The sequence below is a fragment of the Actinomadura vinacea genome, from assembly GCF_039532545.1.
GTDB classification, from domain to species: Bacteria; Actinomycetota; Actinomycetes; order Streptosporangiales; family Streptosporangiaceae; genus Spirillospora; species Spirillospora vinacea.
Genome location: NZ_BAAARW010000006.1, coordinates 441183 through 461144 on the forward strand (window position 1 = coordinate 441183; position 19962 = coordinate 461144).

Annotated in this window: 20 protein-coding genes, 1 tRNA gene and 2 pseudogenes; 9 read left to right on the plus strand and 14 right to left on the minus strand. The window is 69.5% G+C overall.

Going from position 1 to position 19962, the window contains the following annotated elements:
- Positions 1-263: 263 nt before the first annotated feature.
- The 6 genes and pseudogenes from ABD340_RS10575 to ABD340_RS10590 form a co-directional block, all read right to left on the minus strand.
- The gene (locus ABD340_RS10575) at positions 264-932 is read right to left on the minus strand and encodes a class I SAM-dependent methyltransferase (protein ID WP_344588543.1); all 669 of its coding nucleotides are present in this window, start codon (positions 930-932) and stop codon (positions 264-266) included.
- A 126-nt stretch (positions 933-1058) separates the two neighbouring features.
- The gene (locus tag ABD340_RS10580) at positions 1059-1385 is read right to left on the minus strand and encodes a hypothetical protein (RefSeq protein WP_344588544.1); all 327 of its coding nucleotides are present in this window, start codon (positions 1383-1385) and stop codon (positions 1059-1061) included.
- Positions 1386-1795: 410 nt separating this feature from the next.
- Positions 1796-1945 (minus strand): sulfotransferase, encoded by a 150-nt coding sequence (locus tag ABD340_RS10585; RefSeq protein WP_344588545.1) that lies wholly within the window; start codon positions 1943-1945, stop codon positions 1796-1798.
- Positions 1946-1964: 19 nt separating this feature from the next.
- Positions 1965-2168 (minus strand): sulfotransferase, encoded by a 204-nt coding sequence (locus ABD340_RS47910; protein ID WP_425547329.1) that lies wholly within the window; start codon positions 2166-2168, stop codon positions 1965-1967.
- A gap of 80 nt (positions 2169-2248) precedes the next feature.
- Positions 2249-2389 (minus strand): annotated as a pseudogene (locus tag ABD340_RS47915) (sulfotransferase); the annotation flags it as partial.
- Positions 2386-3159 (minus strand): class I SAM-dependent methyltransferase, encoded by a 774-nt coding sequence (locus tag ABD340_RS10590; protein ID WP_344588546.1) that lies wholly within the window; start codon positions 3157-3159, stop codon positions 2386-2388. The gene ABD340_RS10590 and the pseudogene ABD340_RS47915, both read right to left, overlap by 4 nt.
- On the opposite strand from ABD340_RS10590, the gene ABD340_RS10595 reads away from it, so the two are divergent.
- Complete coding sequence (locus ABD340_RS10595; protein WP_344588548.1) at positions 3158-3832, plus strand: hypothetical protein; 675 nt, start codon at positions 3158-3160, stop codon at positions 3830-3832. The two genes, ABD340_RS10590 and ABD340_RS10595, sit on opposite strands and share 2 nt — an antisense overlap.
- A gap of 133 nt (positions 3833-3965) precedes the next feature.
- On the opposite strand, the gene ABD340_RS10600 is transcribed toward ABD340_RS10595, so the two are convergent.
- Both ABD340_RS10600 and ABD340_RS10605 read right to left on the minus strand, forming a co-directional pair.
- Positions 3966-4223 (minus strand): hypothetical protein, encoded by a 258-nt coding sequence (locus ABD340_RS10600; RefSeq protein ID WP_344588549.1) that lies wholly within the window; start codon positions 4221-4223, stop codon positions 3966-3968.
- Positions 4224-4353: 130 nt separating this feature from the next.
- On the minus strand, positions 4354-5190 hold the full coding sequence (locus ABD340_RS10605; protein WP_344588551.1) for an SAM-dependent methyltransferase: 837 nt from the start codon (positions 5188-5190) through the stop codon (positions 4354-4356).
- 158 nt (positions 5191-5348) lie between these two features.
- Here ABD340_RS10605 and ABD340_RS10610 point away from each other — a divergent pair.
- Positions 5349-6104: pseudogene (locus ABD340_RS10610) on the plus strand (IS256 family transposase); the annotation flags it as partial.
- A gap of 63 nt (positions 6105-6167) precedes the next feature.
- On the opposite strand, the gene ABD340_RS10615 reads toward ABD340_RS10610, so the two are convergent.
- On the minus strand, positions 6168-6572 hold the full coding sequence (locus ABD340_RS10615) for a DUF6069 family protein (protein ID WP_344588552.1): 405 nt from the start codon (positions 6570-6572) through the stop codon (positions 6168-6170).
- Positions 6573-6766: 194 nt separating this feature from the next.
- On the opposite strand from ABD340_RS10615, the gene ABD340_RS10620 reads away from it, so the two are divergent.
- Both ABD340_RS10620 and ABD340_RS10625 read left to right on the plus strand, forming a co-directional pair.
- A complete protein-coding gene (locus tag ABD340_RS10620; RefSeq protein WP_344588554.1) occupies positions 6767-7885 on the plus strand; it encodes a sensor histidine kinase in 1119 nt (372 codons plus the stop codon).
- Positions 7886-7897: 12 nt separating this feature from the next.
- A complete protein-coding gene (locus tag ABD340_RS10625) occupies positions 7898-8551 on the plus strand; it encodes a response regulator (RefSeq protein WP_344588555.1) in 654 nt (217 codons plus the stop codon).
- Positions 8552-9425: 874 nt separating this feature from the next.
- On the opposite strand, the gene ABD340_RS10630 is transcribed toward ABD340_RS10625, so the two are convergent.
- From ABD340_RS10630 to ABD340_RS10640, 3 genes are all read right to left on the minus strand, one after another.
- Positions 9426-9493: transfer RNA gene (locus ABD340_RS10630), tRNA-Lys, on the minus strand.
- Between the two features lie 1241 nt (positions 9494-10734).
- The gene (locus ABD340_RS10635; protein ID WP_344588556.1) at positions 10735-11601 is read right to left on the minus strand and encodes an alpha/beta fold hydrolase; all 867 of its coding nucleotides are present in this window, start codon (positions 11599-11601) and stop codon (positions 10735-10737) included.
- A complete protein-coding gene (locus ABD340_RS10640; protein ID WP_344588557.1) occupies positions 11598-12623 on the minus strand; it encodes a zinc-binding dehydrogenase in 1026 nt (341 codons plus the stop codon). Before ABD340_RS10640 ends, ABD340_RS10635 begins: the two co-directional genes overlap by 4 nt.
- Positions 12624-12738: 115 nt before the next feature.
- Between ABD340_RS10640 and ABD340_RS10645 the strand changes: the two genes are divergently transcribed.
- Both ABD340_RS10645 and ABD340_RS10650 read left to right on the plus strand, forming a co-directional pair.
- Positions 12739-13314: a TetR/AcrR family transcriptional regulator gene (locus tag ABD340_RS10645; protein WP_344588558.1), complete on the plus strand. Its 576-nt coding sequence runs from the start codon at positions 12739-12741 to the stop codon at positions 13312-13314.
- A 131-nt stretch (positions 13315-13445) separates the two neighbouring features.
- Positions 13446-14609 (plus strand): DUF418 domain-containing protein, encoded by a 1164-nt coding sequence (locus tag ABD340_RS10650; RefSeq protein WP_344588559.1) that lies wholly within the window; start codon positions 13446-13448, stop codon positions 14607-14609.
- Between the two features lie 435 nt (positions 14610-15044).
- On the opposite strand, the gene ABD340_RS10655 is transcribed toward ABD340_RS10650, so the two are convergent.
- The gene (locus ABD340_RS10655) at positions 15045-15983 is read right to left on the minus strand and encodes a 3-carboxyethylcatechol 2,3-dioxygenase (RefSeq protein ID WP_344588560.1); all 939 of its coding nucleotides are present in this window, start codon (positions 15981-15983) and stop codon (positions 15045-15047) included.
- Entirely contained in the window at positions 15980-16963 is a 984-nt protein-coding gene (locus tag ABD340_RS10660; RefSeq protein ID WP_344588561.1) for a zinc-binding dehydrogenase, read from the minus strand. The genes ABD340_RS10655 and ABD340_RS10660 overlap by 4 nt, the downstream gene beginning before the upstream one ends.
- Positions 16964-17062: 99 nt before the next feature.
- Between ABD340_RS10660 and ABD340_RS10665 the strand changes: the two genes are divergently transcribed.
- The 3 genes from ABD340_RS10665 to ABD340_RS10675 are packed head-to-tail and all read left to right on the plus strand — an operon-like array spanning position 17063 to position 19957.
- Positions 17063-18430, plus strand: coding sequence for an aromatic ring-hydroxylating dioxygenase subunit alpha (locus ABD340_RS10665; RefSeq protein WP_344588562.1), 1368 nt, complete (start codon positions 17063-17065; stop codon positions 18428-18430).
- Positions 18423-18758: a non-heme iron oxygenase ferredoxin subunit gene (locus ABD340_RS10670; protein ID WP_344588563.1), complete on the plus strand. Its 336-nt coding sequence runs from the start codon at positions 18423-18425 to the stop codon at positions 18756-18758. The genes ABD340_RS10665 and ABD340_RS10670 overlap by 8 nt, the downstream gene beginning before the upstream one ends.
- Positions 18758-19957, plus strand: coding sequence for an NAD(P)/FAD-dependent oxidoreductase (locus ABD340_RS10675; RefSeq protein ID WP_344588565.1), 1200 nt, complete (start codon positions 18758-18760; stop codon positions 19955-19957). The genes ABD340_RS10670 and ABD340_RS10675 overlap by 1 nt, the downstream gene beginning before the upstream one ends.
- Positions 19958-19962: the final 5 nt, after the last annotated feature.

Sequence of the window (19962 nt, forward strand, 5' to 3'; positions counted from 1 at the left end):
CCGCACTCGACAGCCGCTAGAGGACGGCACGGAAGACGTGCAGCATTCGCCTGGGTCGCTACCGGACGGCCGTCTGGGCAGCGGGATTCATTCGCGGTGGCGGGCGGCCACGGTGCCGATTGCCGCCCGCCCCCGGCAGCAGGGCGCTCCCGCCCTGGCGCGATCCCCCTACGCCCGTATGCGATGGGGCCGGGCATTCTTGGGGCATTGAGGAAGTGCCCGCGTCCAGCCGCATTTGTGTGTCGGGCGGCTACTCCCCATCGTCAGAGGCGTCGGCCGATCGTTAGGACGGCGGACCAGTGTCGGGTCAGTCGTCCGTCCTGGCGGACGGCGAGGCGGCGGCGTATCTCGCGGTAGAGGTGTTCGCGTTTGGCGGGCTCCATCGCGATGTGGCCGGAGAAGGTGTCGGGCAGCGCGATGTATTCGTCTGCGCTGTAGTGCCGGGCCCAGACGTAGCGCCGTGTTGCGACGACCGCGAAGTGGCCGGACGCCTCGAACTCGGTGGCGGTGGGGTCTGGCTGGTCCTCGGGCAGTGGTGGTGGCCAGGAGCTGCCGTCGCCTTCGCCGATCTCGTCATAGACCTGTTGGATCTCGGTGAAGAACGGGTCGAAGCCGGTTGGGAAGGCATGCCCGGCGTCCCAGACGGCCAGGTGGCAGCTCCGGGCGAGGAGGGCGGCAGCCCTGGTGTACTTGACGTCAGGGGCCACCCATTTCCAGGCGGTGGCCGCGTAGACGAGATCGAACAGGGCGTCGGTCGGAGGCGTCCGGTCCTCGAAGGACGACGTGATCACCGAGACGCCGGTGAAGTCGGCGAGGCGGTGCTGCGCCTCCGCGGCCAAGGCACCGCCGAGTTCTATCGCGGTGATCCGGAAACCCCTCCGTGCCAGCGGCAGCGTGGCCTTCCCAGGACCGCACGCAGGCCAGGATGCCACGGCATGCTGAGGCGGGCCCACCGGGCGGGAGAGTCATCCGAACGTGACATCGTCACTGGAAACCTAGGTCCGGGCACGCGCGGGACCGCGGCGGCACCGAGTACAAGGGCGGATCGCCCTTCGCCGTCATGCGATGCGCCGTCCGTCGAGGACCTCCAGCACCTTGACGTAGTCGGCGGACTTCTCGTAGCCCAACTCGGTGCTTTTCGCGACCTCCTTGACCGCCTTGCGGGACTTGCCCTTCGAGATCAGTTCGAGCGCGGCGCTCTCGACCTCGGGCGGCACGCCGCGGGACAGCACCTCGTATCGCAGGCCGTTGAAGTACGCGACGAGCGGCTTGCCCTCGAGTTCGGTCTCCTCCTTGAGGAACGCCAGGGCCTTGACCTTCTTGCGCTCTTTGAGAAGGTCGATGGCGCGGTCCCGGATTTCCGGCGGTACAACATAATCAGTCACGGTTCGCACCCTAACCCGCTCCCGCGTCTTCTCCTATGACGAACCTGAGGTGCGGCCGGGGCAGCCTGCCCGCTAGCGACGCCGATCGGGCTCCCGCGTCCTCGCGGACGGTGCTGCGCATACGGGTGGAGGATCTGCTCGGCGCCCGGGAGGAACCCTGGCACTGAGGCTTGGGAACGGCTGGAGCCGGACGCCCGCGGGCTGCTCGTGGAGCTGCTGGACGATGCGGCGATCACCGGCGACGAGGCGGCGCCCCTGGCGTCCCGGCGTCCCGGCGCTTTGGGGGTTCGGGTGGCCTTTGGGTTACCTGTTGGGTTGGCTTGGGTGCCGTTTGCGGTGTACTGCCCAGGTGATCGCGGCACCGGTCGCGATCGCGGTGGTGGCGAGGATCCGGGGGACCAGCGTTCTCTTCAGGGCCTGCCGCTGCCGTCGTTTGAACGTGGCCGCGTCGTTCTCCCGGGGAACGGCTCGTCGGGGACCGGTAGGCCGAGGAAGGCGCACAACGGCGCCCATCCGTCCTTGACCTCCAACACCAGCAGCCGTTCGAATCTTTCGGCCATCTCCGCACGCTCGCCGATCTCACGTTGCCACGTCGTCCGCTGTACGCGGTCGAGGACCTCCGCTTTCGGGATCGGGTCGGCGTGGGCCTCGCCAGCTCAGCACCCGCACCAGGAGCGGCGGCCTGGCGAGCACGGCGGACATGGTCTGCGCGGCGCTGTCGTACCAGCGTTGCGGATCGCGGACGGTGAGCACCACCTTGGCGTCCGGGAACGCGTCGACGATGTCGCGTCAGAACGCGGTGCCCGGCGAGCCGACGGAGCAGCCGTAGCCCGCGAACACCTTCCCTCAGTCCACCGTCCGGCCCAGTCGGCGGCCCGCTCCGGCTCGGCGTTGAGGACCCGCATGTTGTAGCACGGGCCGTACCCGAGCCGGTCGAGTGCCAGCGCGAGTGAAGTCGTACCCGTTCGGAGGAAACCGACGCCGATGACGTTTGGGTCGGTCAGGTCGTACGGCGGGCGACCAGAGTGCCGGGGTCTTCGCCGTTGGCGACGGGGTGGAGGGCGGTTCCAGCCGTCGGGGTCAGCCCGGCCGCCGCCAGGTCGGCGACGACGGCGTCCGGCCGGTGCAGGTAGTGGGCGCGTTCCACCACTTCGGTCGCCACCAGATCGCCTTGGAGGTACGTGCGGTAGACGAACCGCAGGTGCGCCTGGTCGTCGCCGTCGGGCCGCGCCTCGCATGACATCTCGTACCGGCAGTCGCCGAGGGTGGCCTCGTCGGCGACGTGCTCGGGCCAGTCCGGTACGGGTTCCGACAGCACCATGTCCATCGCCACCTCGCCGTCCTCGGCCAGATGTTCGGCGATCGCCTCGAAGAGCGCAGGCCGTTCGGGGTGCGGCACGTGCTCCAGCACACCCGCCAGGTACACGAAGTCGAAGCGGCGGGCCAGGTCGAAGTGGGGCGCCGCGCGGTCGAGCACGGTGACGCGGTCGCGCAGGTGCGGACGTTCGGCGAGCTTGGCCAGCAGCACCGCGCGCATGGTGGCGGACCGCTCCAGGCACAGTACGGTGGCGGCTCGCTCGGCCACGGCCAGCGTGATCCGGCCGGTACCCGCGCCGATCTCCAGCGCGTGTCCACCCTGGGGTGCGCGGCCGGCGAAGAACCGGGGGTCGGGGAGGGCGCCCTCTCCACGGGAGGCGCGGAAGAGATCGTAGTAGCCGGGCTGGAAGGCGTACGGGTCGGTGCCGAGCGGAGCGACCCGGGCGGAGGAGGACATGCGAGTCACCTGCCTGTCTGGCCGGAACGAGGCGCGTCGTCAGATGATCGTGCGTGGGCGGCGTCGTCCGACCGCCATGGGTGAGCTGTGCCGGGCGTGTCCACTCGCGGAGGGCGCGGCCGGCGCGTTCCCTGATGCGCACCTGGCCGGTGGACTCGATGGCGATGGTGCGTTCCTCGCTCCAGCCGGTGAGGCGGAACTCGCCCAGCCCGAGATGCACCAGGCCGAAGGCGGGCTCGCCGTCGATGGCGAGGACGAGCCGGTCCTCGTGCACGAGGACCGCGGCGTCGCTGTCGGGCCTGGCCTCGACCTCCTCCTCCGACCACTGCGCGAAGTCGCCTGGCAGCCGGAACCGGCAGCACAGCCGGTCGCGTCCGGACGCGGTGAGCGGCACCGGATCGCGGGCGAACATCACCTCGCTCAGCGGCAGCAGCTCCAGGAACTCGTCCGGCAACAACCCGACGACCTCCCGGCTGACCAGGCAATCGAGCACCATGTGCACCCGAGAGCGGTCCCCGCCGTTCGCCACGTAGTGCCTTCGGCCGAAGTCGCCGAACCACAACCGTCCCGCCGTCCAGTGCTCGGACACGCCGTCGATGACCACGACGGCGTCCGGGTTGTGTCGATCGGCACATGCAGCCGCAGGAGCCCACGTTCGAACCCGTACTTGTAGTCGCGGTGCTCGTGCACGGTCGCACCCGCGCCCAGGGCGATCAGCCGTACGCCCCGGACCGGCGCCGGTAGGGCGTCGATGACCTGTGCGAGGGCCGGGGCGTCGGCCAGCCACGGGGTGTCGGCGAAGTCGGTCAGGCCCGCGCCGCCCGGGTCGGTCCGTACCGGATCGCCGCCGACGCTGCGCAGCGGCAGGATGCGCCAGTCCACGCCGGACTCTGTGGCGGCGCCGTCTGGCTGTAAGCGCGCTGGGCGCGCCACCGCTGGTGCCGCAGCAGGTCGAGGTCGGCGCGCAGCGCATCGACGTCGAAGCTGAGCCGCATCGGCGACGACGGCGGGTAGGCGGCGGGCGGATCCGCCAGCGATTCGATGGCCTGGTGGTACGTCGTCATGGTCGCTGCTCCTGGGCGCCGGCGGCGGGCAGGTCGGAGACGTCGAGGGCGAAGCGGCCCACGGCCCACAGCAAGCCCCCGATTGCCGGCGAGGCCGAGCTGGCGATGCTCGCGCGAGAGCTAGTGCCGGTCAGGGTTTGCGGGCGATGCCGCCGTACATGGCGATGTCCTTGTCGTTGATACGGCCGACGGCGACCGGATCGGGGTGCCACTTGTGGATCTGCACCACGCCCGGCTCCTCAAGCTCCAGGCCCTCGAAGAACTTCTCGGCCTGGGCGAGGGTGCGCCACCTGAGGCTCTCCCCGTGCGAGTGGTACACCTCTTGCACGCGGGCCAGCACCACCGGGTCGAAGTCGTCGGTGGCGACGGCGGCGGCGAAGTAGCTGCCCGAGGGGAGCATGTCCACCATCCGCTTCACCACCCGGTAGGCCTCGTCGTCGTCCTCGATGAAGTGCACCATGGCGATCAGCGTCAGCCCGAGGGGCTTGCCCAGATCGAGCGTGTCGATCAATTCCGGGGCGGAAATGATCTTCTCCGGCGCGCGCATGTCCGCCTCGAGGTAGGCGGTCCTGCCCTCGGAAGTGCCCTTCAGCAGCGCGCGGGCGTGGGCGAGCACGATCGGGTCGTTGTCGACGTACACCACCCGGGACTCGGGCGCGACCGCCTGGACCACCTCGTGGAAGTTGGGCGAGGTGGGGATGCCGGTGCCGATGTCGAGGAACTGACGGATGCCCTTCTCCTCCGCCAGGTAACGGGCCACGCGGTGCATGAAGGATCTGTTGGCCTGCATGTGGATCCGCAGCGACGGCCACACCTGCAGCGTGGCCTCACCCGCGGCACGGTCCAGGTCGTAGTTGTCCTTGCCGCCGAGGATGTAGTCATAGATGCGCGCTCCATGGGCACGGTCCAGACCCATGTCGACCGCCGCCGCGGCCGGGAGGCCGTCCGCTCCGTCGGTTCCACTCACAGCCGTTGCCTCCTGTATCGTGCGGCGCCCCTGCACCGAAGGTCAGGTGAAGTGTCTATCATGCGCTGTTCCTGGCATTTCTTCTCGGAAGACGGAAACGACATGCCGGACCATCAGTCGGGCGTCCCCTCGTCCGGTACCTGTCCGGACAGCACAGCCGCAACGGTCACCGAGAACGGGACTGGGACACCCGGGCCGGCACGGTCGAGCTGGCGATCCCCAAACTGCGATCGGGATCGTACTTTCCCGAGTGGCTGCTGGAACGGCGCCGGCGGGCCGAGCAGGCCCTGGCCAGTGTGGTGGCGACCTCCTATCTCCTGGGCGTGAGCACCCGGCGGGTGGACAAGCTGGTCGAGCAGATGGGCATCAAGAACATCTCCCGCAGCCAGGTCAGCGAGATGAGTAAGATCCTGGACACGCAGGTCCAGGCGTTCCGGAACCGGCCCTTGGAGGCCGGGCCGTATGCGTTCGTATGGATGGACGCCCTCACCCAGAAGGTCCGCGAGGGCGGTCGCACCGTCAACGTCCACGTGCTGATCGCCACCGGCGTCAACGCCGACCAGCACCGCATGATCCTCGGTGTCGAGGTCACCTCGGCCGAGGACGGCGCCGGCTGGCTGGCCTTCCTGCGCGGACTGGTCGCCCGCGGCCTGTCCGGGGTCCAGCTGGTCATCTCCGATGCCCACCGCGGCCTGGTGGAGGCGATCGGATCGACACTGCCCGGGGCGGGCTGGCAGCGGTGCCGGACCCACTACCTGCGCAACCTGCTCACCCGGGTGCCCAAGTCCGCGCAGCCATGGGTGGCGACGCTGGTGCGCACCATCTTCGACCAGCCCGCCGTCGAGGAAGTGCAGGCTCAGCACGCCCGGGTTCTCCTGGACGGCGTGCGAACGCCGCGCTTGCCGAAAACCTCGTCCCCGCAGATCGAGCGGCATGCCACGCGAGCAGCGTGACACTCGACGGGTAACCGAGCGGCATCAGTTGTTTCGATTCGTCATGGGAACGCGTGGCGAACGCGCCATCCCGGGGACGAGGACCGCGGCGACGATCAGATGCATGCCCACCAGCGCCGCCGTGCCCGCGGCGCCGTCGGCGCCCAGCGCACCGGGCAACGACAGCGCCAGCACGACCAGCGCGGTGAACGTCCAGACGCGTCGCGGCCGGGACAGGACCCGTTCCAGCACCGCCAGCAGCGCCCAACCCGACAGCCCGGCGAACAGGCTCGCCACAGCGACGGCGCCCGGGCCGATCTGTTCGCCGTGCCGGACGGTCAGGCCGCTGCCGATGATCGAGTCGGCGAGCGCCCAGAGGGCGAGCGCGGCGGCCGTCGCACCGGCCACGGTAGCGGCCCGTCGGCCGGTTGTGCTCTTCGAGGTTGTCATGTCGCACAGGTTCGCCGTCGGGGCGCGGTCGGCGCATCGGGCGTGTGGCCGCGGCGGGTCCGACCGGGGTGGGGCCGGGCTCCGACTTTGGTAGGTGCCGGTGCCGCGACGGCCGCGTCTAGCCTGGCCCGGTGGACGGTGAGAGGTATTGGCAGGCGGATCCCGGACGTTGGCGCCCCCTCGCAGCCGCTGCCGTGAGCGTCGTCGTGGGGGGCCTGGTCGCGCTGACGATCTGGTCCCGTTCCGGCGATCACGCGGTGGGGCAGGACGTCGCGGTCGGGGTGCTGGCCTGCGTTCTGTCGCCCGTTGTGCTGTGGCGGCCGGTCACCGGCGCACTGGTGCTGACCGCGGTGGCGGCGCTGTCGCCGGTGGGCACCCCGGCGGCGACCTTCGGCGCGGTGCAGGTCGCCCGGCGGGGCCGGTTTCCCGTCGCCGTCGCGGTGGCCGCTGCTGGGATCGCGGCGCATACCGCGCAGGGCCTGTGGCAGCCTAACGGGGGAATCTCCTTCGGCTGGTGGCTGCTGCTGGTCGCCATCAGTTATGCCGCTCTGGTCGGCTGGGGTGCGCTGGCCCAGGCGCGCCACGCGCTCGTCGTGTCCCTGCGCGAACGCGCCCGCCGAGCCGAGGCCGAGCAGGGACGGCGGGTGGCCGAGGCCCGGATGGCCGAGCGCACCCGGCTCGCCCACGAGATGCACGACGTTCTGGCGCATCGGCTGTCGCTGCTGGCCACCTATGCCGGTGCGCTGGAGTACCGCCCTGACGCCCCGCCCGAGCAGCTCTCCCGCGCCGCCGGGGTGGTCCGCGTGGGCGTGCACCAGGCGCTCGACGAGCTCCGCGACGTGATCAACCTGCTACGCGACAACGGCCCCGACGGCGACGAGGAAGCCGTTGCAGAACGGCCCCAGCCCGTGCTCACCGACGTGCCCCGGCTCGTCGAGGAGTCCCGCGACGCCGGTGCGGACGTGCGGGTGCGCGACGACGTGGTCGATCCGGCCGCCCTGCCGGCCGCGCTCGGCCGGACCGCCTACCGGGTCGTCCAGGAGGCGCTGACCAACGCCCGCAAGCACGCTGCCGGGCAGCCGGTCCACGTGCGGCTGGAGGGCCGTCCCGGGACCCGCCTCGTGATCGACGTCCGGAACCCGATGCCCGGCGGGGGAACCGCCCGTCCGCTGGTTCCCGGCACCGGAACCGGGCTCGTCGGCCTCACCGAACGGGCGCGCCTGGCCGGCGGGCGGCTCGACCACGAGGCGACCGCCGCCGGCGAGTTCCACCTGCGCGCCTGGCTACCATGGCCGGAAGATCGATCGGATTAGGGGAAACACGTCGTGAGCCCGCCGCTGCGCGTCCTGATCGTGGACGACGACGCCCTGGTCCGTGCGGGGCTGTCGATGATGCTGGACGGCGTCCACGGCATCACCGTGGTGGGCCAGGCCACCGACGGCGACGAGGTGCCCGCGGCCGCCGACGCGCACGCACCGCACGTCGTGCTCATGGACCTGCGGATGGCGCGGGTGAACGGCATCACCGCCACCCGCAGGCTGCGGCGCCGGCGGCGACCGCCCGAGGTCATCGTGCTGACCACCTTCGACTCCGACGAGAACATCCTGCACGCGCTGCGCGCGGGCGCCGGCGGCTTCCTGCTCAAGGACACCCCGCCCGCGCAGATCGTCCGAGCGGTCCGCCAGGTGGCCGCCGGGGACCCGATCCTGTCCCCACGCGTCATGCGCCGTCTCATGGACCGAGCGGTCCTCCAGGCCGACGCGCACCAGCGGGCCCGAACCGCCCTGGCCATGCTGACCGCGCGCGAGAACGACGTGGTCCTCGCTATTGCCCGGGGGTATACCAACGCCGAGATCGCCGCGGAGCTCTCCATGAGCGTGGCCACGGTCAAGGCGCACGTCTCGAGCATCCTCGGCAAGCTCGACCTCGACAACCGCACTCAGATCGCGCTCCTGGCCCACGACGCGGACCTCGCCTGACACGACCTCAGCAGAACGACGCGGGGATCGGGCGGCACTCGCGCCGCGGAGTTGGCCCTGGGAGGTCCTGACCGCGCCGCGAGTCCCTTGGATCCGACCGTGACATCCGATCCCGCGAGACCTCGTCGTTGAGATCTCGTACCGGCAGGCGAACAGGCCGTGGTCCGTGCACCCGACCGCCGGTCGGCCTCGGCGTGGGCACCCTGTTGAGGTCGTCGTGCTCGGCCAGTACGTCGGACGTGGCGCAGGGCGTAGGGGTCGGGTTGTAGGCCGGCCCAGTGATCGGGCCGGAACACGGGCGCCTGGGACGGTGCGTAGCGGTGCACGATCCGAGTCAGGGCCTGCACGGCCGGGCACGGATGGCACCGGCATCGGTTGCTTCTCCCGCTGACCCGCTTGGTCTGTGAGCGGTGCGGTGCATGGTGTTGAGCACGGTGTACCCCCGTCGTGTCGCCTCCCGAACCGGTCGTCACCTTTAAGGGATGACCCACTGCGGTGAGTATGTAGTCGCGTGCTGGTTGTCAACAGATGGATGGGCGGGCGTGCTCGCCGGTTGGAGTAAAGGTGATGCACGGCTGGCTGTGGTGGACCGGTCACCTGAGCGTGCCGCGCAAGAGGCTCCACTCGGCTCGAACCCACGAACCGGCGCCACCCGTGAGCACCGGCCAGTGAACCCCAACGACGGCCGGAGCCCCGAGCCGCCGGCCTGCCCAGCCAGATGTCCGGTTCGAATGGATACGAGCGGCACCCAGGGACCATGATCGTCCCCGGTTCGGCCCCGCGAGCCGACATGGAGCCAACGTGAGGACGAACCGGGACGGAACCGGCGGTGGGCAAAGCGGGGCATTTTCGCGTTTGCCCAGGTCAGACGTAGTGGGTCGCGTGGGGCTCGAACCCACAACCTACGGATTAAAAGTCCGCAGCTCTTATGCCAGGTCAGCTATTTTGGTGTCGCCCGATACCATTCTATCCACGTCCAGCCCCATTTCGGTGCCACGCAATGTCGGGACGTGCTAGCCCGTACCAATTCCGCCGAGCCAACAACGAGCCAACATGGCGGTGGCCATTGGTAGGCTTGACCGCTCTCAACGGTACACGTGTGTGCGCTCTGGGGCCAGGCTCAACAGGGAGGCCGACATAAGGTCGGTTTCACGCGCGGGAGCCAGCCACCGGTGATGCCACGGGCTGTTGGCGGGTTCAGGCGTGCCTGCTGGACCGTAGTGCCCGCGAGGCCGGGGGTGCACCCGACTTTCCCAGACCGCTGGCCTTCAGGGACTGAAGCGGTCTGTGGCGTCGATCGGGAGGTGCCGGGTCCGGTGTGGGGCCCATGCCTGGTCGGGCGACGTCTTTATGTGATGGCAACCGTTAATGATCAAGGCGGGAATGTGCCGGATCCGGTCGATGTTGGGGATGAGCCCTCCTCGGGGAGGAAACCGTCTCGGACCGTGGCCCATTTGGCTGGGTAGGGCGGCCAGGTCGCGCTTGTGGGGTGGGAGGACCGTGCCTCCTCGGATGGGCGGATGGGGTAAACCGTGGCATTCGTTCGGCGACGCGGTCGGGGCGGTTCTGGGTGTAGGCGAGGCCCCAGGGGTCGGCGGAGGAGGGAGGTGGGATCATTTCCGCGTGCGATATTGCCATGCTGTCCGGTTGTCGAGCGATCTTGTTCTGCTTGAGGCCTCTGGCCTGGATGGGCGAAGGCCTCCGTCGTTGCTGCGGCGCCAAGTGATGATGGTCGGTCTACCACCCCCCTCGAATCGCAATGTCCTAAATGTCCAGTCCTGTAGAAGTGCTTGAAATTGGTGTTACTGGTCGGTAGAAGGCCAGGTCAGCAAGTCTGCTCCCCGCGCACGCGGGGATGGTCCCGCGGTCCAACCCACTAAAACCGCCACCGGACCCTGCTCCCCGCGCACGCGGGGATGGTCCCCGCGCCGTCACGTCATCGCTCACCACGAACGTCTGCTCCCCGCGCACGCGGGGATGGTCCCGGGGGCTCCTTTCTCGTGATCGGAGGGGGGAACTGCTCCCGCGCACGCGGGGATGGTCCGGCACCCTATGGACACGATGGACGCGCAGCGCCCGCACGGTGTGGATGCCGAACAGCGCCTCGGCAGGAACCTTCACGGTCCCCAGATGGTCCCGCTCGATCCTGACCGCCGTGCCGCGTCCCTCGGCGGAAGGTTCCCTCATGACGCGCTGCCGAGGAAGTCGAGGATCTCCTGGGTGAGTTGGTCGGGAGCGTCCTCTGGGAGGAAGTGGCCGGCCTTGGATACGATCGACAACTGCGCGCCGGGAATGTCGCGGCAGAGCCGTTCGGCATAGCTGACGGGCTGCCACAGATCGTCCTCGCCCCATACGATCCGCACTGGCATCGTCAGTGCCGGCAGTTGTGACGAGATCTCCTGCGTGTAACGCGAGTCGTAGTGCTTGACCTGATGGGTGAAGAACGAGGCCCGGCCGGTGACTCCGTCATGCGGCAGCAGGTAGTTGCGCAGGATCGCGTCATTCATCGACTCAGGGTCGGAGACCGTCATTCGCAGTTGCCGGCTGAGCATCGAAGAGAACTCGTCCTCATCGTTGACATAGCGAAGGTCTCCGCTGTCGCGGATGATCCGGCGCCACGTCTGTGACGGCCAGGAATCGTAGGTCACCGTGTCGATCATCATCAGCTTGCGTATCCGCCGGGGCCGGCGGACAGCCAGGATCTGACCGACCGCTCCGCCGATGTCGTGCGCGATGATGTTGGCCGATTCGATGCCCAGCGCGTCCAGCAAGGCGGGGAGCAGGTCGGCCTGGGCCGCCACGGACGTGTCGCGCCCCAGCGGACGCTCGGATCGGCCGAAGCCCAGCAAGTCGTAGACCACGGTCTGGAAGCCGGCATCCCGCACTCGCGGCGCGATGTTGCGCCACAGGAAGGAGTGCGAGGGGGTGCCGTGGACGAAGACGACAGGATCGCCCTCGCCCTGCACCGAGAACGCCAGGCGCACACCGTCGACGATGATGTCGTCCTCGACGAGGGTCGCGAACCCGGCCGGTGCCTGCCGCGGCGTCATGGCGTCACCACGATCTTGCCGAAGAAGCCCTTGGCCGTGAACTCGGCCTGCGCTGCGCCGAGCTCGGACAGTGGGTAGACCGCACTGAGCAGAGGCTTGATCGCACCGCGCTCCACGAGTTCGATCACCGCGGCGAAGTCGTCATGGGAGCCGAACGATGACCCGATCACCTCCAACTGGTTGAGATAGACCGTGCGCAAATCCGCATCGACCTGAGGGCCGGCGATGGCACCGGCGACCACATACCGGCCGAGGGGCCGCAACGCCGAGAGCAGCCGGCCGAAAGCCGGGCCCCCGACCACATCGGCCACGACGTCGACCTGCCGTCCGAGCGCCTCAGCGATGTCGGTGACATCACGGCCGATGACCGCCCGCGCCCCCAGGGCCTGGACCCGCTCGGCCTTGGCCTCGCCCGCGACCGCGAACACCGTGGCGCCACGAACTCCGGCCAACTGGACCAGGGCCGAGCCCACGCCGCCGGAGGCACCCGTGACGAGAACTTCCTCGCCCGCGACCAGCCGGACACGGTTGAGCATGCGCATCGCCGTCGCATACGCCGTCGGGAACGTCGCCAGCTCCGCATCGCTGAGAGCACTGTCCACGACGTGTGCGTTCGTGGCAGGAACCGTGACAAGCTCGGCGAACCCGCCATCGCGCTCACTGCCCAGATAGTCGGTGTTCACCAGCTCCGGTTCGCCACCGGTGTAGATCATCGGGTCCGCCACGACCCGCTCGCCGATGCGGGAGGCCGCCACGCCCTCACCGACCTTGTCGATACGCCCGACGACATCGGCGCCCTGAATCCTGGGGAACGCGAACGGCTCGCGGCGCCACCCGGTCTGAACCCCCTCATCGACATTGGACCCGTATGCACCCTCACGCGTCCACACATCGGTGTTGTTCAGTGCCGCCGCCCCGACACGCACCCGCACCTCCCCGGGAGCGGGCTCAGGATCGGGCACATCATCACGCAACTCCAGGGCCTGCGGGCCCCCGAACCTCGTCAACAGCACTGCACGCACGCCGACTCCCTCAGTGAATCACTCGGTCGATCACCCGGTGTAGACCGATCGGTATAAGCCCGAGAGTGTCAAGTCCGCAGGTCGCTGTCAACCCACCGGTGGGTATACTCAAGGCATGTCACAAGGCATGGCGCCGACGCCGGCGGGACGGAGACTCCTGGCAACCGCGGCCGGACTGTTCTACTCCCACGGAATCAACGCCGTCGGCGTCGCCACGATCGCCGAACAGGCGAAAGTGACGAAGAAGACCCTCTACGACTGCTTCGGATCCAAGGACGGCCTAGTCGTCGCCTACCTGATCCAACGCCACCAGGACTGGCGACACGCACTCGAAACCCGGCTGGCAACCGACGAAGCCTCACCCTTGACGGTCTTCGACTCCTACCTCGACCACCTACGCCGCGAGCCCGAGGTCCACGGCTGCGGATTCATCAACGCGGCCGCAGACCTCCCCGCCACCCACCGCGCAATGAACGTCATCCGAGACCACAAGACACAGGTGCGCCACCAGCTCGACGCGCTCCTGCCCAGCCGCTACGACACCGCAACCACGTCCACACGCGAATCCACCGTCACCCACCTGTTCTACCTACTGGAAGGCGCCACCGTCGAAGCCGGCCTCCTCAGAAGCCTGAAGCCCCTCGAAACCTCCCGAAATCTCGCGCAGACACTGCTGAGCACGGCCATGTGAGTGAAGCGCCCCGGGGCGAATGGAGGCTCTGATGTGCCCCGCCCTCCGTGGAGTCACTTTGGTTGACTGTCGTGCCATTGACCCCATGAGAAGAGGTCGGCAGATCCCGCCCCGATGCTTCCCACACGTCCATGCCCGGGTCCGCCCGCGTCACGGACACCTCGGCGAGCCCGGTCCCGACCGCCCAGCGTGTCCTGGCACCGGACCTGGCCCGGGGCGTCATGCTCCTGATCATCGCCCTCGCCCACACGTACATCTTCACCAAGATCATCGGCGGTGAGGGAGTCGTCCTTTCCGCCGCCGACCGGGTCGCCACGGCTGGCACGATCATGTTCGTCGAGTTCCGCGGCTACCCCATGTTCGCGGCTCTGTTCGGCTACGGCCTCGCACAGATCCACCGGCGCCGGACCGAACAGGGGCACGAGTGGCCCTGGATCCGCGCCCTCCTGCGTCGCCGCGCTCGGTGGCTGATCGCGTTCGGCCTGGTGCATGTGGCGCTGCTCTTCTTCGGCGACATCCTGACCGTCTACGGCCTGGTGGCGCTGGTCTTCGTGGGGGTGCTGCGGTTCCGCGACCGGACCCTGGCGCTTCTGGCGATGGCCTTCCTGCCGGTCGGGGCGATCATCCTGGCCGTGTTCGCCGCCGAAGAGGCCATGACCGGCGAGAGCCAGTATCCGCCGATGCCGGAAGGGTTCCTGGACGAACTCCTCTTCCGCCTGTTCGTTTTCCCGATCACGGGCCTGGTGATGGTGGTCAGCACGATCGCCCCCTTCCTCATCGGGATCCTGGCGGCGCGGCACCGCCTTCTGGAGGAACCGCACCGGCACGTGCGACTCCTCCGCGCGACCGCGTTCGTCGGCATCCCACTCGGGCTGGCGGGCGGCCTGCCCCTGGCACTGGCCAAGGCCAAGGTGTGGGCTGACTACTCCCCGCTGGACGCAATGATCGCCGCTGGACTCCACCAGGTGAGCGGCTACGCGTGCGGGCTCGGCTACGCCGCCCTCATCGCCTTGGTCGCCGCCCGCCTCACCGAGCGGCAGGGCCCGGTCACCAACGCACTCGCCGCCCTGGGACAACGGTCCATGACCTTCTACCTCACCCAGTCAGTGGTGTGGGCGGCCCTGTTCGCCTCCTACGCTCTCCACCTCAAGGTGACGTCCCCGGCCATCGCCGCCGGCGTCGCGGTGGCCGTGTGGCTGGCCACCGTGGTCCTCGCGGACCTGATGCGCCGCCGGGGCGCGCACGGGCCGGCCGAGGTGGCGCTGCGGCGCCTAACCTACGGTCCGTCCCGCTGAGAGCCCCAAGCCCAAAGCCCCGGACAGAGCGCGCCGTCGTAACGCGGGGCGCTCTTTGTGGCTTCTCAGCGGCCTTACGAGCCACCTCGGAGTCAGCGTGGGGCTTGTCTGAGGCGACGGTGTCGGACTCGGTGTTCGGCGCCGCGCTGTGTCGGACTTGGCCCATCAAACAGTTCATATGAGCCGATCAACGCGGCCGAGGGCCACGCCGCGATCAGCCTCCCCACCAGCGAGGGCCCGGCCACCGCGACATTCGCCGCCAGGCTCGCCCCACTCCCGGTCACCAACAGCGCCCACGGCGGAAACCCACTGCGCCGTCTCCGGCGCCGGTAGGTGCCCAGCAGGCCGGGCTGGCGCATGAGACCAGCTCGTTCGGCGCTCTGGAGCCGGGCGCGGCCTCGGCCACCGCGTCGACGGCAGTGGAAGCCAAGCGCGTCACCGCCCCAATGCCGTGGTCACGGCGAAACCGGCGATCCACGCGGGGATCGCCTCGTAGAAGCGGGACTTCAGCTCGTAGGCGCCGGTCGCGGCGAGGGAGGCGTAGGCGGCGATCCACGTGCGGACCTCGTGCGCGGATCCGCCGCCCTCGGCGGCCATGCCGTCCGGGGTCCAGGTGTCGAACTCGGCGATCCGGCCCTGCTCGACGAGGTCCAGCAGCTGGTTGTCCCACGACGGGTTGATCGGAAGCATCATCGTGGCGCCCGCGGCGTAGTCCTGTCCGGCTTTCACGACCCGCTGCTCGCTTTTGGCGCGCTGTTCGGGTGTGGGCGCGTGGCCCTCGATGAGGGCTTCGGCGATCCGGGGCGGCGCGCCGTCGAGAACCGGTACGGGTGGGTCGTGCGAGAGACCGCCCGAGGCCAGGAAGAGTACGCGCTTGTCCAGCTGCGCGGCGGCCTCCCCCATTGCTGTGCCGAGCGCGCGGACTCGCGACACCGGGCCCAGGGGGGGCGCGACGCCGTTGACGAACACCGGCACGACCGGCACCCGGTCGATGCCGCCGAAGAGGACTTCCAGTGGCTGCGCGAACCCGTGGTCGACGGTCATGCGCGCGGAAATCGTCAAGTCGACACCGCGGTCGAGCACGCCCTGCGCCAGTGCTGTGGCGGCCTCGGTGTCCACGGACAGCGGCCCGGCGGCGGAGTCGAAGTCGCCGACCGAGCGCGACTCGGTGGCCAGGCAGAACGGTGGCATCTCCTTGTAGAAGAAGCCGTTGTAGTGGTCTGGGGCGTAGAGCACGACCAGTTCGGGGTCGAACTCACGGACGAAGGCGCGTGCATTCTCGACGGCCGCGTCGACCCGGGCCAGTACCTCGGGTTCCGGGTCGTTCTTGCCGATCAGCGGCGAATGGGACAGCCCGACAGCGGCGACGGTCATCGGTTCTCCTCCATGTGGTCCAGCACGAGCTTGCCGGTGAGGGCTCCGTCGATCATCAGCTGGAATCCTTTGTGGATCTCCGTGAGCGGCAGGACGCGGTCGATCACCGGCCGGACGCCGGTGGCCTCCAGCACGCGCAGCAGGCCCACGAGTTCACTGCGCGTGCACCCGGTCGAGCCCAGGATTCGTTGCTGCAGGTAGAAAACGCGGCCCAGGTCGGCGGGCGGGTTCATCCCGCTGGTGGCGCCCGCGATCACCACGGTGCCCCCGGGACGAAGCGATCTGAGCGAGTGCGACCACGTCGCCTCGCCCACGGTCTCGATCACCACGTCGACCTTGTCCGGGAGTCGCTCGCCCGACGGCACCGCGGCGCGGACGCCCCAGGAGAGTGCTTCGGCGCGCTTGTCCGCGCTGCGGCTGGTGGCGTAGACGACCGCCCCGGCCGCGACGGCGAGCTTGATCGCGGCGGAGGCGACGCCGCCGCCCGCTCCCTGCACGAGGACCCGATCCCCGGCACTGACGCGGGCTTGGGTGAACAGCATGCGGTAGGCCGTCGTCCACGCGACGGGCAGGCAGGCCGCCTCCTGGAACGACAGCCAGGCGGGCTTGGGCACCAGGTTCCTGCTCGGCACGGTCAGGTACTCGGCGAAGGCGCCGTCGTGCCGTTCGGAGAGCAAGGCCCGGTTCGGGTCGAGTGTCTCGTCGCCGCGGCCCGCGTCGGGATCGCCGATTACCGGGTGGACGATGACCTCGGTGCCGTCCTCGTCGTAACCGGCGGCGTCGCACCCCAGGACGATAGGCAGGAGATCGGCGGGATGCCCCACCCCGCGCAGGGTCCACAGGTCGTGCATGTTCAGTGAGGACGCGACCACGCGCACCACCGACCAGCCCGGCCGGGGCGTGGGTTTGCCGACGTCCCCCAAGACCAGGCCTGCGAGTGGATCGTCGGGGTTCTGGGAAATGGCTGTTGCTGCGAGCATCCGACCAGGAGAACCGGTACCGGTGGCGAACCCCAGCCCGTGTGCCGTTGTGCGGAACAACGGCTGGAACCCCGTCGTGACCCGGCATTTCATGAACGCATGACGTCCACCATCGAACCCGGCGCCGGAGCCGGATCCCCGGCCGCGACACCGCGTGGTGCCCTGCGACGCCCTGCGGAGCTGACCGCGAACGTCGATGTCGCGGGGCTGGTCGATGTCGAGAGTGGTCTGCTCGACCGCGCCATCTTCACCGACCTTCGGCTCTACCGGCAGGAGCTACGCCGGGTGTTCGCACCCAGCTGGCTGTTCCTCGCGCATACCGACCAGTTCCACAAGCCCGGTGACTTCTTCACCACCTACATGGGCGAAGACCCGGTCATCGTCACGCTGGACCGTAACCGCCGGATCCGCGCGTACCTCAACTCGTGCCGTCATCGCGGGGCCCGGGTGTGCCGAGCCGACTCCGGGGCCACCCGCAACTTCACCTGCACCTACCACGGCTGGGCCTACGACCTTGAGGGCAAGCTCATCAGCGTGCCCAACAAGGACGGCTACCCGGACTCGTTCCAGACGGCGGACTGGGGCCTGGTCGAGGTACCGCACCTGGAGACCTACCACGGGTTGATCTTCGGCACCTGGAATCCGGACCCGCAGCCGCTGCGGGCGTACCTGGGCGACATGGTGTGGTATATGGACGCGATGCTCGACCACGATCCGGAAGGCACCGTGGTCGTCGGTGGCGTGCACAAGTGGGTGCTGGAAGGCAACTGGAAGCTCGCCGCGGAGCAGTTCGCCACCGATTGGTACCACGTCAACATGAGCCACGCGTCGGCGCTCATGCTGCTGTCGCCGGCGGGCAAGAAGCCCAAGGAAGAGATCGTGCACCGGCAGGGCCGTCAGTACGTCGACCCGAACGGGCACGGCGCCGGGTTCCCGGTGCACCCGCGCAACCGGTTCGACGCGAAGACGGTGCACCAGTGGACCGACTACGACGCGCTGCGCGAGCGGCTCGGCGACGCGCGGGTGGACGGGCCGCTCACCAACGGGCATGCCACGGTCTTTCCGAACTTCTCCTACCTGCCGGTCAACGGCTCGATCCGGGTGTGGCATCCGAAGGGACCGGACCGCATGGAGGTCTGGTCCTGGGCCATTGTCGACAAATCGATGCCCGACGAGGTCCGCGAGGCGCAACGGCTCTACAACCTCCGCACGTTCGGCCCGAGCGGGATCTTCGAGCAGGACGACGGCGAGAACTGGAGCGAGGTCCAGGCGGTCTCGCACGGCTTCGTCACCAACAGCGTCCCGCTCAACTACCAGATGGGCCTGGGCTCCGAGCGCGAGGACGGCCGCCACCCCGGTCGGACGAGCGAGCTCTACAGCGACGCCGCCGGCCGCTCCTTCTATGGCCGGTGGCGTGAGCTGATGAACACCCCGGCCTGGCATGAACAGGAGAGACCTCATGAGTGACGGCATCCGGGTCGCCGCCCTGGACGACATCCCCGCGGGCGAAGGCATCGCCATCGACAAGTCCGTCACCGGAACCGCGGACGACATCGCGTTGCTGCGCGACGACGACGGCAGTGTCTGGGCCCTGGACGACACGTGCACGCACGAGGAGGCCTCGCTCGCCGACGGCTGGGTCGAAGGCGGTTTCGTCGAGTGCCCGTTGCACTCCAGCAAGTTCTGCCTCAAGAACGGTGAGGTGGACGGGCTGCCCGCCACGCGCAACGCCTGCCCGCATCGCGTCGAGGTCCGGGGCGGCGAGGTCTACCTGTTCCCGAACGAGGCTCCCTGATGGCCGGCCGGGTGGTGATCGCCGGTGGCGGCATCGCCGGGATGAGCACGGCGTCGGCGTTGCGGGCCGGCGGCTTCGACGGTGAGGTCACGCTCGTTGACTCGGGCGAATTCCCCCACGACCGGCCGCCGTTGTCGAAGGAGTTCCTCAAGGGGGACAAGGACATCAAGGCGATCGCGCTGCAGCCTGAGCAGTGGTACGACGACCAGTCGATCCGGCTGATCCCGCGCACATCGGTCGCGCTGCTGCGTCCGGACGCGGGCGCGGTCGAGCTGTCGGACGGCACGGGCCTGCCCGCCGACCGGGTCGTCCTGGCGACGGGTGGACGGGCCGCGCGACCGCCGCTCCCGGGAGCCGACGGACCGCGCGTGCACGTTGTCCGTGTCGCCGACGACGCCGCCCGGCTGCGGGCGGAGCTGGTGCCCGGGGCGCGGGTCCTCGTCGTCGGCGCGGGCCTGATCGGCGCCGAGGTCGCCTCTACCGCTCTCGGACTGGGGTGCGAAGTGCTGTTGGCCGACCCGGTGTCACCGCCGCTGGCGGCTGTGCTGGGGGCGGAGATCGCGGACTGGCTGCATGGCGTTCACGTGCGCCGGGGCGTGACCGTTCTGGAGCAGGGTGTCCGGTCGTTCGTGGACCGCGTCGACGGTGTCGAGGCCCGGTTCGCCGACGGCGGCTCGCGGGTGGTCGACGTGGTGGTGCTGGGCGTCGGCATGACGCCGGAGACTTCGCTCGCCGAGGCCGCCGGGCTGGAGGTCGACCGCGGGATCGTCGTCGATACACGGCAGGTGACGTCGAATCCGGCTGTCCTCGCCGTCGGCGATCCGGCAAGAGTCCGCGGTGTGTCCCGTGCGGGGCACTGGGAAGCGGCACAAGACGATGGGCGGCGAGCCGCGGCGACCATTCTCGGCCACGATGCCCCAGGCGAGCGCGCCCCGTGGTTCTGGACCGACCGGCACGGACTGCACGTTGAGGCGGTGGGGGAGATGGATCGCGCGGCCCGGACCGTCCTTCGTGGACATATGGGCGAAGCGGCGTTCTCCACGTTCGGGCTCGCCGACGGCCACGTGGTCGCGGCGGTCGCCGTCAACGACTCCACGGCGGTGCGCGCCGCGCGCCGAATGATCGACCGCCGCATCACCGTCGACGCGGAGCGCCTCGCCGACCCGGCGACCGACCTTCGCGAACTGCTGCGCGGGTGAGAGGG

Bases quoted from the DNA above. Each gene is read 5' to 3' on its own strand.
- ABD340_RS10590 (WP_344588546.1), bottom strand. From the start codon at position 3,159: ATGTCCTCCTCCGCCCGGGTCGCTCCGCTCGGCACCGACCCGTACGCC.
- ABD340_RS10600 (WP_344588549.1), bottom strand. From the start codon at position 4,223: ATGACGACGTACCACCAGGCCATCGAATCGCTGGCGGATCCGCCCGCC.
- ABD340_RS10595 (WP_344588548.1), top strand. From the start codon at position 3,158: ATGCGAGTCACCTGCCTGTCTGGCCGGAACGAGGCGCGTCGTCAGATG.
- ABD340_RS10675 (WP_344588565.1), top strand. From the start codon at position 18,758: ATGGCCGGCCGGGTGGTGATCGCCGGTGGCGGCATCGCCGGGATGAGC.
- ABD340_RS10665 (WP_344588562.1), top strand. From the start codon at position 17,063: ATGACGTCCACCATCGAACCCGGCGCCGGAGCCGGATCCCCGGCCGCG.
- ABD340_RS10635 (WP_344588556.1), bottom strand. From the start codon at position 11,601: ATGACGCCGCGGCAGGCACCGGCCGGGTTCGCGACCCTCGTCGAGGAC.
- ABD340_RS10650 (WP_344588559.1), top strand. From the start codon at position 13,446: ATGCCCGGGTCCGCCCGCGTCACGGACACCTCGGCGAGCCCGGTCCCG.
- ABD340_RS10645 (WP_344588558.1), top strand. From the start codon at position 12,739: ATGTCACAAGGCATGGCGCCGACGCCGGCGGGACGGAGACTCCTGGCA.
- ABD340_RS10615 (WP_344588552.1), bottom strand. From the start codon at position 6,572: ATGACAACCTCGAAGAGCACAACCGGCCGACGGGCCGCTACCGTGGCC.
- ABD340_RS10660 (WP_344588561.1), bottom strand. From the start codon at position 16,963: ATGCTCGCAGCAACAGCCATTTCCCAGAACCCCGACGATCCACTCGCA.
- ABD340_RS10670 (WP_344588563.1), top strand. From the start codon at position 18,423: ATGAGTGACGGCATCCGGGTCGCCGCCCTGGACGACATCCCCGCGGGC.
- ABD340_RS10585 (WP_344588545.1), bottom strand. From the start codon at position 1,945: ATGGCCGAAAGATTCGAACGGCTGCTGGTGTTGGAGGTCAAGGACGGA.
- ABD340_RS10655 (WP_344588560.1), bottom strand. From the start codon at position 15,983: ATGACCGTCGCCGCTGTCGGGCTGTCCCATTCGCCGCTGATCGGCAAG.